Origin of the sequence: Streptomyces rubellus (assembly GCF_036323805.1) — a bacterium.
Taxonomy (GTDB): Bacteria; Actinomycetota; Actinomycetes; order Streptomycetales; family Streptomycetaceae; genus Streptomyces.
In genome coordinates this window covers 102,966-116,203 of the sequence record NZ_JAZDCX010000011.1, presented here as the reverse complement: position 1 = coordinate 116,203, position 13,238 = coordinate 102,966, and the positions used below count along the sequence as shown (strand labels likewise).

11 protein-coding genes are annotated in these 13,238 nt (G+C 74.3%); 6 read left to right on the top strand and 5 right to left on the bottom strand.

Annotated features, from left to right (window positions below; translation table 11 throughout):
• Positions 1–20 precede the first annotated feature (20 nt).
• Positions 21–1,319 (top strand): exo-beta-N-acetylmuramidase NamZ family protein, encoded by a 1,299-nt coding sequence (locus tag V1L54_RS15200; RefSeq protein WP_330118520.1) that lies wholly within the window; start codon positions 21–23, stop codon positions 1,317–1,319.
• Positions 1,320–1,366: 47 nt separating this feature from the next.
• Here V1L54_RS15200 and V1L54_RS15195 read toward each other — a convergent pair whose 3' ends face one another.
• Positions 1,367–4,147, bottom strand: coding sequence for a type 1 periplasmic-binding domain-containing protein (locus tag V1L54_RS15195; RefSeq protein ID WP_330118519.1), 2,781 nt, complete (start codon positions 4,145–4,147; stop codon positions 1,367–1,369).
• Positions 4,148–4,400: 253 nt separating this feature from the next.
• On the opposite strand from V1L54_RS15195, the gene V1L54_RS15190 reads away from it, so the two are divergent.
• Complete coding sequence (locus V1L54_RS15190) at positions 4,401–4,655, top strand: hypothetical protein (protein ID WP_330118518.1); 255 nt, start codon at positions 4,401–4,403, stop codon at positions 4,653–4,655.
• On the opposite strand, the gene V1L54_RS15185 is transcribed toward V1L54_RS15190, so the two are convergent.
• Positions 4,639–5,181 carry an O-acetyl-ADP-ribose deacetylase gene (locus V1L54_RS15185; RefSeq protein WP_330118517.1) on the bottom strand — a complete coding sequence of 181 codons (543 nt, stop codon included), beginning with the start codon at positions 5,179–5,181 and terminating at the stop codon, positions 4,639–4,641. The two genes, V1L54_RS15190 and V1L54_RS15185, sit on opposite strands and share 17 nt — an antisense overlap.
• Positions 5,182–5,315: 134 nt before the next feature.
• Entirely contained in the window at positions 5,316–5,999 is a 684-nt protein-coding gene (locus V1L54_RS15180; RefSeq protein ID WP_330118516.1) for a ThuA domain-containing protein, read from the bottom strand.
• 86 nt (positions 6,000–6,085) lie between these two features.
• Here V1L54_RS15180 and V1L54_RS15175 point away from each other — a divergent pair, with 86 nt between their 5' ends.
• Both V1L54_RS15175 and V1L54_RS15170 read left to right on the top strand, forming a co-directional pair.
• A complete protein-coding gene (locus tag V1L54_RS15175; RefSeq protein ID WP_330118515.1) occupies positions 6,086–6,481 on the top strand; it encodes a VOC family protein in 396 nt (131 codons plus the stop codon).
• Positions 6,478–6,915, top strand: a complete 438-nt coding sequence (locus tag V1L54_RS15170; protein WP_330118514.1) for an NUDIX hydrolase — start codon at positions 6,478–6,480, stop codon at positions 6,913–6,915. The genes V1L54_RS15175 and V1L54_RS15170 overlap by 4 nt, the downstream gene beginning before the upstream one ends.
• Before the next feature lie 34 nt (positions 6,916–6,949).
• Here V1L54_RS15170 and V1L54_RS15165 read toward each other — a convergent pair whose 3' ends face one another.
• Together V1L54_RS15165 and V1L54_RS15160 are read right to left on the bottom strand one after the other, a co-directional pair.
• Complete coding sequence (locus V1L54_RS15165; RefSeq protein ID WP_330118513.1) at positions 6,950–7,333, bottom strand: nuclear transport factor 2 family protein; 384 nt, start codon at positions 7,331–7,333, stop codon at positions 6,950–6,952.
• Between the two features lie 58 nt (positions 7,334–7,391).
• Positions 7,392–9,263, bottom strand: coding sequence for an ABC transporter ATP-binding protein (locus V1L54_RS15160; RefSeq protein ID WP_330118512.1), 1,872 nt, complete (start codon positions 9,261–9,263; stop codon positions 7,392–7,394).
• Positions 9,264–9,561: 298 nt separating this feature from the next.
• On the opposite strand from V1L54_RS15160, the gene V1L54_RS15155 reads away from it, so the two are divergent.
• Both V1L54_RS15155 and V1L54_RS15150 read left to right on the top strand, forming a co-directional pair.
• Positions 9,562–11,427, top strand: coding sequence for an ABC transporter transmembrane domain-containing protein (locus V1L54_RS15155; protein WP_330118511.1), 1,866 nt, complete (start codon positions 9,562–9,564; stop codon positions 11,425–11,427).
• Entirely contained in the window at positions 11,424–13,205 is a 1,782-nt protein-coding gene (locus V1L54_RS15150; RefSeq protein WP_330118510.1) for an ABC transporter ATP-binding protein, read from the top strand. The genes V1L54_RS15155 and V1L54_RS15150 overlap by 4 nt, the downstream gene beginning before the upstream one ends.
• Positions 13,206–13,238: the final 33 nt, after the last annotated feature.

The following is a 13,238-nucleotide window of genomic DNA, read 5'->3' as shown; positions in this document are numbered from 1 at the left end:
CACCCGGCTAGCTTCCCGGCATGCCCTCCCGCCGTTCCCTCCTCGCCGGCGGTGCGTCCGCCGCGCTGACCGCGCCCCTGCTCCCCTCCGCCGCTCCCGCGGCGGCCGCCGGGCCGGGACGGTCCCGCCGGCACGGTGTCGTCCCCGGCGCCGACGCCGAGGCCGCCCGCGGATGGTCCGTGCTGCGCGGCCGCCGGGTCGGGGTGATCAGCAACCCCACCGGCGTCCTGCGCGACACCACCCACATCGTGGACTCCCTGGCCGCGCACGGCTCACTGGAGATCGCCGGGATCTTCGGCCCCGAGCACGGCTTCCGGGGCAGCGCGCAGGCGGGCTCCTCCGAGCCGGAGTCCACCGATCCGCGCACCGGTCTGACGGTGTACGACGCCTACGGCGCGGGCGCGGCGCAGCTGGCCGCGCTGTTCACGAAGGCCGGCGCGGACACGATCGTCTTCGACATCCAGGACGTCGGCGTCCGCTTCTACACCTACATCTGGACGATGTACGCCGCGATGGCCGCCGCCCGCTCCACCGGTGCCCGCTTCGTGGTGCTGGACCGCCCCAACCCGATCGGGCGCCGTGCCGACGGCCCGCTGATGACCCCGGAGTTCACCTCCGGGGTGGGCGCCGGGGTGATCGTCCAGCAGCACGGGATGACGGTGGGCGAGCTGGCCGGCTACTTCAACGGGGAGCTGCTGCCGAAGGAGGGCCAGGGCGGCGCGGTGGAGCTGGAGGTGGTACGGCTGCGGGGCTGGGACCCGTACTCCACCGGCACCCACCGCGGCGAGCACGGCCTGCCGTGGGTGCCGCCCTCCCCGAACATGCCGACCCCCGACACGGCCGCCGTCTACGCCGGGACGGGGTACTTCGAGGGCACCAACCTCTCGGAGGGACGCGGCACCACCCGGCCGTTCGAGTTCATCGGCGCGCCGTACCTGGACCACCGCTACGGCGACCGGCTGAACGCCCGGAAGCTGCCCGGGGTGCGGTTCCGGGAGGCGTGGTTCACCCCGACCTCCGGCAAGCACACCGGTGTCCTCTGCGCGGGCGTGCAGCTGCACGTCACCGATCCGCGCCGCTACGAGCCGATCCCCACGGCGGTGGCGATGCTGGTGGAGGCCCGCCGCCACGACGGTTTCGCCTGGCGGCAGGACTCCTGGGACGCCGGGCGCCCGTTCTGGATCGACAAGCTCTCCGGTTCGCCCCGGCTGCGCGAGATGATCGACGCGGGTGAGGACGCCCGGGACGTGGTGGCCGCCTGGCGGGAGGAGGTCCGCGTCTTCGAACGGACCCGGCGCGCGTACCTGCTCTACGGCTGAGCACCGCTCCGGACGGGCGGCCCCGGACGGCTTCCCGCACGGGCGGGTCAGCGGCGCGGCCGTGCGCAGCCGGGATCGTCCTCCTCCCGGGCGGCGCCGCAGTGGAACACCTCCTCGGGCCGGGCGGCGGTGTCGGCGATGTCCCCGACCCGCATGAGGGAGATCCGCCGGCCGACCGGCTCGCCCCGGTCCTCGGGGAACCGGACGACGCCCGTGGCGCCGGAGAAGGGCCGCACCCGGTTCTGGTACAGCACCTCGGCGTGGACCGCCGCCGGGGTGACCGAGCGCGGGTCCCAGGACTGGCCGTTGACCCGGACGCGCGCGGTCAGCGTCTGGACGGCCCGCAGCAGCAGGGCGGCCGAGTCGTACGCGAGGCCGACGCGCTCGCCCACCGGCTCGCCCCGGTTCCCGCAGCGCGGCGGGTCGAGCACCGTGTCCGGCCCGTCCTCGCTGATCCACCTCAGGAACCTCTCCCCCGCCTCGTCCCTGCCGCCCCGCACCCGGGAGTGCAGGGCGCCGCAGGTGGCGTACGCCGCCTTCGAGACGTAGACCAGCGACAGGCCGCCCGGCGCGCTCCTGCGCAGCGCGGGGTTGGCCATGTAGCGGTTGACCGAGTCGTTGGCCACCAGATGACGCGGCTGGTCGTCCCCGCAGGAGTTGCCCAGCGCCCGCAGGAAGTCGTCGAACTCGGACCAGCGCCCGGCGAAGAAGAGCATGCCGCGGTAGCCGCACTCCCCGGCCAGGTTGTCGCCGGCCTCGAAGGGCTTGCTGTACTCGGTGCCGTCGAGACTCTCGTCCAGTCCGTCCAGGAGGGTCGAGACGTACAGGTCCTCCTCGCGGGAGGAGCGTTCGCCGAAGGTGTGGTAGACGCGGCTCTCGCGGACCCCGAGCACCTCCCGGGCGTACGCCGCGACGAGCCCGGCCTGGTCCCTGTTGGGCGGGGCGAGCTGGAGGTAGAGCCGGGAGTTGTCGTACATGCCGTCGGCGGAGAGCGTGGGGGCGACCGCGGGCAGCCCCGCCCGGTTGAGCTTCCGCAGCGCCGCCGCCGTGCTCCGGCGGCTCTCGACCAGACCGACGACGCCCACGACGGGGGCGTCCCCGCCCTCGCGCGCCAGCTCCGCGATCATGTCCACCAGGTCGTCGGCATGCCTCATCTGGAACCCGGCGTTGGCGACGACCACCCGCACGAGGGGGACGTCATGGGCGTCGGCGGGCTGCTGCATCCCCTCGTACTGGGCGACGGCCAGGCCCTCCAGCTCCTCCCGCTCGGCGGCGTAGGCCTCCTCGTTCTCCTTGGTGGAGCGGCCCGTCAGCGACCCCAGGTAGACGAGGGTGGCATAGGGGCGGCGCCGGTCGCTGCGCTCCCACAGCTCGCGCACCTCCCGGTTCTGGTCGAAGATCGTCCGCTGGACCCCCTGCAGCCTCTCCTGGCCCGGTTCGTCGTTGAACCTGAAGGCACCGCTGTCGCTGTAGCCGATGCACTCGCCGTCCACGCCGCGCACCGAGATCTGCCCGGCGAAGGGCCGGTGGGCACAGCCCGGCCAGCCCAGTTCCCGCCCCGTCCAGCCGAGGAGCGGGAGGAGGAGCGCCAGGCACACCGCCGCGGCGAACGACCGGTGGGTGAACCACGGCGGGCGGGGTGCCTCGATCCCCCTGGTCCGGCCGGTCCGCTCGGTGGCGTCCGGCCCGGGCAGCCGCACGGGCAGGTACCAGGCCGTGCGCGGCTGCGTCAGCCGTCTGCGGCGCAGCGTCTGCCGCCACCTGCGCCAGTCCTCGCCGCCGTCGGCGAGCTCCTCCAGCAGGACGGTGCGGGCGTCCTCCGGGGCCTGTCCGGCGATCCGGCGGGGCGGCCGGGGCCCTGCGTACACCAGCAGCAGCGGGTCCCACTCCCCGGTCTCGACGCGTACGTCGTTGACCAGGCCGAGCAGCCGCTCGCCCAGGTCCTCGCCGTCTCCGGTGTCGCCGGTGTCGCCGGTGCCCTCCCGCTGCCGGCCGGGCCCCTGGAGCAGCACCACGGGATGGGCGGTGCGCCGCCATCCCCGGCCGTGGCGGAGCGAGCGGGCGTACGCCTGCCGGAGGTCCTCCAGGAAGGCATGGACCTGCAGCCGGTCGATCTGCTCGGGGTCCGTGTCGTCCCGGGCCTCGGTGGTGAGCCGCTCGGCCAGGGCCAGGAAGGTGCCGGGCGGCTTCGGCTCCGGGTAGCGCTGGCGCGCGAACCACCGGTAGGTGCGGCCCGGGCCCGGGATCCGGTCGGAGACCGCGGCCCGGAACAGCACCGCCGGGAGCACTCCGTGGGCCAGGCGCCACAGCAGATAGGGGACCAGCCCGAGCTGGCCGACGGCGCCGGGATCCCCCTGGCCCGCCCGGGAGGGACGCCGGCGCTCGTGGAGCCGGCGGACGAGCTCGGCGGGGATCTCGTCCGCCGGGTATCCCGACAGGCGCTGCGCCAGCAGCCACCGCAACAGTCCCAGGTGCCGGAACCACAGCCGTCCGGCGGCGGAACTCCGCCCCGACAGCGCCGTGCTCGTCCTGGTCAGCAGATCGCCGATGGTGGCCCCGTCGCCCGGCCGGCCGATCCGGATCCGTGCGTGGGGCACCTGGCGCCGCACGACCGAGGCGCCGTTCAGGCCGTCCTCCACCGCGTCGAGCACCGCCTCCCCCCGCTCACCGGTGAGCCACAGGAGCGGCAGCGGGGACTCCGTGCGGCGGGGGCGTCGCACCAGCAGTGCGATCAGTTCGAGGAACACCCCGGTGCCCCGCGGCAGAGCGGCTCCGCTGTCACGCGCCCGGACCGGTGTCCCCGGCCGCGTCCCTGACTGTGCGTCCATGTCTTCCTACCCCCCGTCACCCTGCTGTGCCGTCCCGTTCTAGCGCACGGTCGCGGTCCGGGGGAGGGAATTTCCGGCAGAAAACAGGTTTCTCGGCGGGGCGCCGGCCGCGGCGGGCCCCGGACGCGTCCGCCGGGCCGCCGCCGCACGGCAGACGTAACGCCGTGTTCTCGCACGAGTCGTCGGCCTGTATCGCGGGGGCGGGAGGGTCTGAGTCCGTCACACCCCTCGATCCCGTGTGAAGGAGTCCCCCGTGCTGCGCATCGTCACGCCGCTCACCACTCTGCCCCTGGTGCTTCTCGCCCTGTCCGAACCCTCGGAGGAGGAGGGACCGGAGGGTGCGGCCGGGGTTCCGTCGTACCCCGGCCACGGCTGGCGCTACACCCTGGCCGGCGGTGGCACCGACGACCTGTACACCGTCCAGGTGACCTGTGACCGCGCCGTGCCGGATCCGCCGGCCGGCCCGGGCGGGGAGCGGAGCGCGGTACCGGTCACAGTTCGGCGGTGAAGGCCTCGTAGGCCTCCCGTCCGAACAGGACGAAGCGGATCTCCTCGAAGGCTTCCCTCCCGGCGTCCCCGGCGGCCCCCGCGCCCTTGCCGGCCTCCTCCCGCACCGCGCGCAGCGCGATGCGGGCCCCGTCGTCCATCGGCCAGCCGTAGACGCCGGTGGAGATGGCGGGGAAGGCGACGGTGCGGGCGCCCAGTTCGCGTGCCACGCGCAGCGACTCCCGGTAGCAGGAGGCGAGTTGCTCCGAGCGGTCCTCGGTGGCGGACCAGACCGGTCCCACCGTGTGGATCACCCAGCGCGCGGGCAGCCGTCCGGCCGTGGTGGCCACCGCCCGGCCGGTCGGCAGCCCCCCGGGGTAGCGGGAGGCGCGCAGGGCGCGGCACTCGGCGAGGATCTCCGGGCCTCCCCTGCGGTGGATCGCCCCGTCGACGCCTCCGCCGCCCAGCAGCGTGGAGTTGGCGGCGTTGACCATCGCGTCGACGGACTGCTCGGTGATATCTCCTGGGACGAGGTGGATTGTGACCATGCAGTCATCCTGCCATCGGGCCGGGTCCACTCGGCGGGGCTTCCCCGCCTCTCCCCGGCGCTCTCGGCGGGACCCCGCGGCCGGCCCCGTGGCCGCGGTCCCCGTCACCGGGCGGCCGCTTCTCTCCACCTCGCTCACGGCCGCGCCGGGAGCCGCACGGGAAGCCGCGCCGCCCAGGCCAGCCCGCCGAGCAGATGACGGCGGAAGGCGGGATCGGAGTAGGACTCGCGGGTGTGGCCCAGAGCGGTGTAGAAGGACCGGCCCCCGGTGTTCTCGTGGCACCAGGCCAGCGGGTGGTCCTCCCCCATCCCACCGCCCTCGTACGTGGTCTCGTCGGCGGAGAGCAGCACCCGTACCCGGCCGCGCGGACTGGTCCGGAAGTCGTACCACTCGTCGGTGAACGGCCAGACGGCGTCCAGGTGCGCGGTGGCCGGGTGGTCGTGGTCCTCCACGACCGCGCTCCCCGGCTGGAGGTCGGGGTGCCGCTCGAAGCGGGCCCCCACCAGCTCCCCGTACCAGGGCCAGTCGTACTCGGTGGTGGCGGCGGCATGGACGCCGACGAACGCGCCGCCGCCCTCCACGTACGTCCGCAGGGCGGCGCGGCTGCCGGGTGTGAGCACCTCGCCGCTGGTGGAGAGGAACACCACGGCCCGGCAGCCGTCCGCCAGGGCGGCGGCGAACTCGCCGGGTTCCTCGGTGGCGGTGACGGCGAAGCCGTGCTCGTCGCCGAGGGACCGGAAGGCGTCGACGCCGTCCGGGATGGAGTCGTGCCGGTAGTCGGCGGTCCGGGTGAAGACGAGGATCCCTGTGTAAGTCATGACTCCATGCTCCCCGCTCCGTCCGGGTGGCAGGCGGTCGGCGTGGCCGGGAACACCGCGGGCCTCCGGCCACTACCCTCGGGGGCATGCCCGCAGCCCGTTTGAAGGATCTCGTCGTGGACGCCGGTGACCACCAGGCGCTCGCCGACTGGTGGTGCACCGCACTGGGATACGAACGCCGCAGGCCGATGGGGCACCCACCGCCCCCGCCCGAGTGGCCGGTGGCCATCCACCACCCGCAGGACGCCACCCCGGTGATCTGGTTCCACTCGGTGCCCGAGCCGAAGACCGGCAAGAACCGGGTGCACTTCGATGTCTGGGGCGACACCGAGGAACTGCTCGCGCTGGGTGCCACCCTGGTGCGGCGGCGCGACCGGGAGATCGAGTGGGACGTCCTGGCCGACCCGGAGGGGAACGAGTTCTGCGTGTTCGCCCCGCGCAGGCCGGGTTCCCTCGGGCCGGGCGGGAGCGAGGGCCGGTGACGGACGCCACGACGGGCTCCGTGACGGGCCCGGGGACACGGCTGATCGACACGGTGGCGTGGGTCCACCTGCGCGACGGCAGGATCCTGGGCACCCGGACCCGCGGCAAGGAGCTCTTCTACATTCCCGGCGGCAAGCGCCACGACGGCGAGAGTGATGTCCAGACCCTGCTGCGGGAGGTCGAGGAGGAGCTGACCGTGGCGATCGTCCCCGGCAGCGTCGTCCACGTGGGCACCTACGAGGCACCGGTCGACCACCGCACACCGGATGTGATGGTCAGAATGGCCTGCTACACCGGCGACCACCGCGGCACGCTCACCGCCAGCAGCGAGATCGAGGAGATCGCCTGGTTGTCGTACGCCGACCGCGACCGGGTGCCGCCGGTGGACCAGCTGGTCTTCGACGAACTGCGCGCGGCGGGCGAGCTGTCGTGACCGGGCCGGCGGCCGGGCGGCCGGAGCGACCGGCTCAGTAGCGCTCGACCAGGTGCCCGCGGCCGGCGGGCGGTTCGTACGGCTCGGGCCAGAAGTCGGTGACGGTGTCGATCAGTCCGTCGCCGTCCAGGGTGAAGAAGCACAGGCCGGGCACGGTGTCGCCGTCCACGGTGAAGCCCGTCCAGCTCACTGCCTGGCGCTCCTCGGCCACGACGCGCTCCACGGTCACCCGCCAGGCACCGGGGTACTCGGCGTTGAAACGCACACAGGCCTCCCGGCCGCGGACCCGTTCGCGGGTCTGGGGCAGCTCGTAGACGACGCCGGGCGCCAGCAGGGCTCCGAAGGCGTCCCAGTCCCGGGCCTGCGCCGCGGACCAGTACCGCTCGATCACCGCTCGAGCACTCCAGTCACCAGTCATACCGCCGGATTCTGCCCCACGGCACCGACAGCGGTGGCCGGGCCGGTGTCCGGGCGGTTCAGGCGGAGGCCGGCTCCACCGCTCCGGGCCCCGGGGCGGCGGAACCCGGGGCGGCGTCCTCCGGGGCGGCGGGCAGGACGGCGTCGCGGCGCAGCAGGGCCGCGTAGCGTCCGTCGCGGGCGAGGAGCTCCTCGTGGGTGCCGCGCTCGGCGATCCGGCCGCCGTCGAGCACGACGATCTGGTCGGCGTCGCGGATCGTCGACAGCCGGTGGGCGATCGTCAGCGTCGTACGTCCCGAGGAGAGCGCGTCGATCGCCCGCTGGACCGCCTGCTCGGTACGGGTGTCCAGGGCGCTGGTGGCCTCGTCGAGAATGAGGACGGGCGGGTCGCGCAGGATCGTCCGGGCGATGGCCAGCCGCTGCTTCTCACCGCCCGAGAAGCGGTAGCCGCGCTCGCCGACGAGGGTGTCGTACCCCTGGGGCAGCGAGACGATGTGGTCGTGGATCTGGGCGGCGCGCGCCGCGGCCTCCAGCTCGGCGTCCGTGGCGCCGGGCCGGGCGAAGCGGAGGTTGTCCGCGACGGAGGCGTGGAAGAGGTAGGTCTCCTGGGAGACCACGCCCACCGCCCGGGCCAGGGAGTCGAAGTCCAGGTCCCGTACGTCGATCCCGTCGATGGTGACCCGGCCGGAGGTGACGTCGTACAGCCGGGGCACCAGATAGCTCAGCGTGCTCTTGCCGGATCCGGTGGGGCCGACGACGGCGAGGCTGCCGCCCGCGGGGACGGTCAGGTCGATGCCGCTGAGGGCGGGGGACCCGGCGGCCGGATCGTAGGAGAAGGAGACGTCCTCGAAGCGGACCTCGCCGCGTGCCCGGGCCAGCCGCACGGGCCGGGCGGGCTCGGTGATGTCCACCGGCAGGTCCAGGTACTCGAAGATGCGCTGGAAGAGGGCCAGCGAGGTCTGTATCTGCACACCGGTGTTCAGCAGTGAGACGGTCGGCCGCAGCAGGCCCTGCTGGAGGGTGACGAAGGCGACCAGCGTGCCGATGGAGAAGGCCGGACCGCCGAGCTGGAGGAGCAGGCCGGCCGTCCAGTACAGCAGCGCCGGGATGGCGGCCATCACGATGCCGATGACCGACATGCGCCAGCGCCCGGCCATGTTGGCACGGACCTCCAGGTCCGCCAGGCGATCGGACTCCTCCGCGAAGACCCGGGTGAGGGAGTCGGCGCGGCCCATGGTGCGGCCCAGCAGGATACCGCTGACCGACAGCGACTCGGTCACCATCGCCGACATCGCGGCCATCTGCCGCTGCCGCCGGGTGGCGATCGTCTTGCGCTCGCGGCCGACCCGGCGGCTGATCCAGACGAACAGCGGCAGCAGCACCAGCGAGACGATCGTCAGCCGCCAGTCCAGCACCAGCATGGCGACGAGGGTCGCCACCACGCTGGTGAGGTTGGACACCAGGGAGGTCGCGGTGGAGGTGACGGTGGCCTGCATGCCGCCGATGTCGTTGGCGATGCGGGACTGGACCTCACCGGTGCGGGTGCGGGTGAAGAACGCCAGGGGCATTCGCTGGAGCTTGGCGTAGACACCGGTGCGCAGATCGTGCATGACGCGCTGGCCGACCGTGGTGCTGATCAGCGTCTGGAGGACGTTGAAGACACTGGTCAGCACCGCCGTGGCGATCATGCCGAGGGCGAGCAGGGACAGCAGGCCGGTGCGCTGCTGCGGGATCGCCACGTCGAGGATCTCGCGCAGCAGGAACGGGGAGGCGACCGAGACCAGCGAGGACGCTCCGACGAGCAGGCCGACGACTGCCAACCGCCCCCGGTAGGGGCGGAACAGCCGCAGGATGCGGCTCATCTGGGCGGGCGGCTGCGGTGCGCCCTTCTCCCGGGGCGGCGGGGTCCAGGCGGGTTCGTCGTGGTGCAACGCGCTCCTTCGGCGGTGGGCGATCGATGGGGGCGGCCGGTTCACCAGCCTACGGCCGGGAGCGGTGGGCCGGGTGGCCTGGCGGACCGGGCTCTCCCGGTCGCCCGCCACGGCCGCCGGGCGCCCCGGCGACCCCCGGGGCCGCTGCCCCGGCGGGAACGGCGGAGCAGCGCCGGGGCAGCGGAAAAGGGCGGTGACGGCCGGTTGTGCGCGGCCGTGCGGAAAATCCTTTGCCCGCCAACGGATACCGGAGGAGCCTTGCACGGTTGCCCGCCGCCGAGACCGCCCCTGGGACGCCATGCAGATTCGTGATCTTCCGTACTCCGATCCCGGTGATCCCGACACCCGGTCCGGATTCCGCTTCCTGCTGTGGCTGTACCGCGCGCAACTCGGCGGCCAGCTGAGATCCCTGGCCTGGGGCACCCTCCACATGACGGCGGTCGCCGCCTTCCCGCTGGCCGTGGGGCTGGCCGTGCAGGCCGCCGCCGACCGCTCCGGGAGAGGGCTCGCCGCGGCGGGCGCACTGATGGCGGTGCTGGGGCTGGTGGTCACGGTCGGCGACACCATGCTGCACCGCACCGCCGTCACCAACTGGATCACCGCGGCGGCCCGGATACAGCAGCTGCTGGCCCGGCGGACCGCGGAACTGGGGGCCGCCCTGACCCGGCGGGTGGCGGCCGGGGAGGTCGTCGCCGTCTCCACCGGGGACATCGAGAAGATCGGCTGGTGCGTGGAGAGCGCCTCCCGCTTCGGCGCGGCGCTGCTGGGCACGGTCGGGGTGTGCACGGCCCTGGTGGTGTACGAACCGCCACTGGGTGGTCTGGTGGTCCTGGGCGTGCTGGCACTGGCACTGGCCGTACTGCCGTTGCTGCCGCCGGCGACCCGGCGCGCCGACGCGCAGCGCGCGAAGGCGGGCCGGGCCACCGAGCTGGCCGCGGACACGGTCGCCGGGCTGCGGGTGCTGCGTGGCATCGGCGGGGAGGAGCTGTTCCTGGCCCGGTACCGCCGGGCCTCGCAGGAGGTGCGGTGGGCGGCGGTGCGCACCGCGCGGATGTGGTCGCTGATCGACGCCGTGCAGGTGGCCCTGTCCGGACTGCTGCTGATCTCGGTGGTCTGGTCCGGCGCCCGGCTGGTGCTGGAAGGCCGGATCGCCGTGGGCGAGCTGGTGGCGGTGTACGGCGCGGTGACCTTCCTGCTCTTCCCGCTGCGGCTGTTCCAGGAGTTCGCCATGGCGTGTTCCTTCGCCCGGCCCTCGGCCGGCAGGGCGGCCCGGATCCTGGCCCTGCGGCGCCATCCGGGGACCGGAGACGCCGGGCGCACCGGGCCCGGAGCCGCCGAGGCGCCCCGCGGTGATCTGTACGACCCGGTGAGCGGGCTGCTCGCACCGGACGGACGGTTCACCGCGGTGGTGTGCGGCGACCCGGACTCGGCCGGACGGCTCGCCGAGCGGCTGGGCGGACACGGTGCCGCCCGGGACGAGAGGGTCCCGTCGGTGCTGCTGGGTGGGGTGCCCCTGGAGGAGGTGCCGCCGGCGGCGGCCCGTGCCGCCGTGCTGGTACAGGACAAGGACCCGGTGCTGCTGTCGGGCACGCTGCGCGAACTGCTCGACGTGCCCTCCTCCGGCAGGGTCACTCCCCGACGGGCGCTGGAGGCCGCCCAGTGCGGTGATGTGCTGCACGCCCTGGCACGCGGCGGCACCGGCCCGGACGGGGACCCGGTGGAGGCGCGGATCACCGAGCGCGGCAGGTCCCTGTCGGGCGGCCAGCGCCAGAGGCTGGCACTGGCCCGGTCACTGGTCGCCGACCCCGGGGTGCTGGTGCTGGACGAGCCGACCAGCGCGGTGGACTCGCACACCGAGGCCCGGATCGCCGACGCGCTGCGGCAGGTCCGCGCAGGCCGCACCACGGTGGTGTTCTCCTCCAGTCCGCCGCTGCTGGACCGGGCCGACCGGGTGGCGTTCGTCCGGGGCGGCGCGGTGACCGCCGTCGGCACCCACCGGGAGCTGCTGGCGAACGGGACGGAGTACCGCGCGGTGGTCACCCGCGAGACCGGCGGTGTGACGGGCGGCGACGGTGACGGTGACGGCAGCGGTGACGGCGGTGCGGCCGGAGAGGTCCGGCGGCCGCGGGAGCGCGAGCGCGAGCGGATGGAGGAAACGGCGTGATCGGTGTCCCGCCCCCCGAGTACGATCCGGCCGCGCCGGAGTCGGCCACGACCCTGCCGGTCGGCACCCCGCGGACCGTGCGCGCCTACGCCGGTGAGCTGCTGCGGCGGCACCGCGGCGCGTTCGCGGTACTGGTGGCGGTGAACACGGTGGCGGTGGTGGCCTCCATGGTCGGCCCCCAGCTGCTGGGGCGCGTTGTGGAGGACCTCGCCTCCGGTACCCGCGAGCCGCAGCTGGAACGCGCCGTCGCCCTGTTCGCCGTCGCCCTGGCCGTCCAGACCCTGTTCGTGCGGCAGGTGCGGCTGCGCGGTGCCGTGCTGGGCGAGCGCATGCTGGCGGATCTGCGCGAGGACTTCCTCGTCCGCTCGGTGGGGCTGCCGCCGGGTGTGCTGGAGCGGGCCGGTACCGGGGATCTGCTGTCCCGGATCACCACCGACATCGACCGGCTGGCGGGCGCCATGCGGGAGGCCGTGCCGCAGCTGTCCATCGGTGTCGTGTGGGCGGGGCTGCTGCTGGGGGCGCTCGCGTTCACCGCGCCGCCGCTGGCGGTGGCCGTGGTGGTGGCCCTGCCGGTGCTGCTGGTGGGCTGCCGCTGGTACTACCGGCGGGCGCCCGGCGCCTACCGCTCCGAGGCGGCGGGCTACGCCGCCGTCGCCGCGGCACTGGCCGAGACCGTGGACGCGGGGCGGACGGTGGAGGCCCACCGGCTGGGCGCTCGCCGGGTGGCCCTGTCCGAGCGCCGTATCCGCGAGTGGACCGCCTGGGAGAGGCGCACCCTGTGGCTGCGGACGGTGCTCTTCCCCGTGGTCAACGCGTTCAACGTGCTGATCCTGGGCTCGGTGCTGATGCTCGGCGGTCTCTTCGTGCTGGAGGGCTGGATCTCGGTGGGGGAGCTGACCACCGGTGCGCTGCTCGCCCAGATGCTGGTCGAGCCGATCGGCATGATCCTGCGCTGGTACGACGAGCTGCAGGTGGCCCAGGTCTCCCTGGCCCGGCTGGTCGGGGTGCGGGAGATCGCCCCGGACACCGGCGACGGCACGGTGGAGCCCGCGGGCCGCGAGGTGCGGGCCGACGAGGTGCGGTTCGGCTACCGGGCCGGCGACGACGTACTGCACGGTGTGTCGCTGGACGTGGCGCCCGGTACCCGGGTCGCGCTGGTCGGTCCGTCGGGCGCGGGCAAGTCGACGCTGGGGCGGCTGCTGGCGGGCATCTACGCCCCGCGGACGGGCGCGGTCACCCTCGGCGGCGCCGAGCTCGCCCGGATGCCCACGGAGCGGGTGCGCGAGCACGTGGCGCTGGTCAACCAGGAGCACCATGTGTTCGTCGGTTCGCTGCGCGACAATCTGCGACTGGCGAGGGCGGACGCCTCCGACACCGAGCTGTGGGGCGCGCTGGCGGCGGTGGACGCCGACGGCTGGGCGCACGGTCTGGTGGACGGCCTGGACAGTGAGGTCGGTTCCGGCGGACTGGCGGTCACCCCCGCCCGGGCCCAGCAGATCGCGCTGGCCCGGCTGGTGCTGGCCGACCCGCACACCCTGGTGCTGGACGAGGCGACCTCGCTGCTGGACCCGCGTGCCGCCCGTCGTCTGGAGCGTTCGCTCGCCCGGGTGCTCCGGGGGCGCACCGTGGTGGCGATCGCCCACCGGCTGCACACCGCGCACGACGCGGACGTGATCGCGGTGGTGGAGAACGGCAGGATCAGCGAGCTGGGCAGCCACGACGACCTGGTCGCCGCGGACGGCGCCTACGCGGCGCTGTGGCGCTCCTGGCACGGCTGAGCCCGTCCGGGCACCACCCGGACCACCCGTACC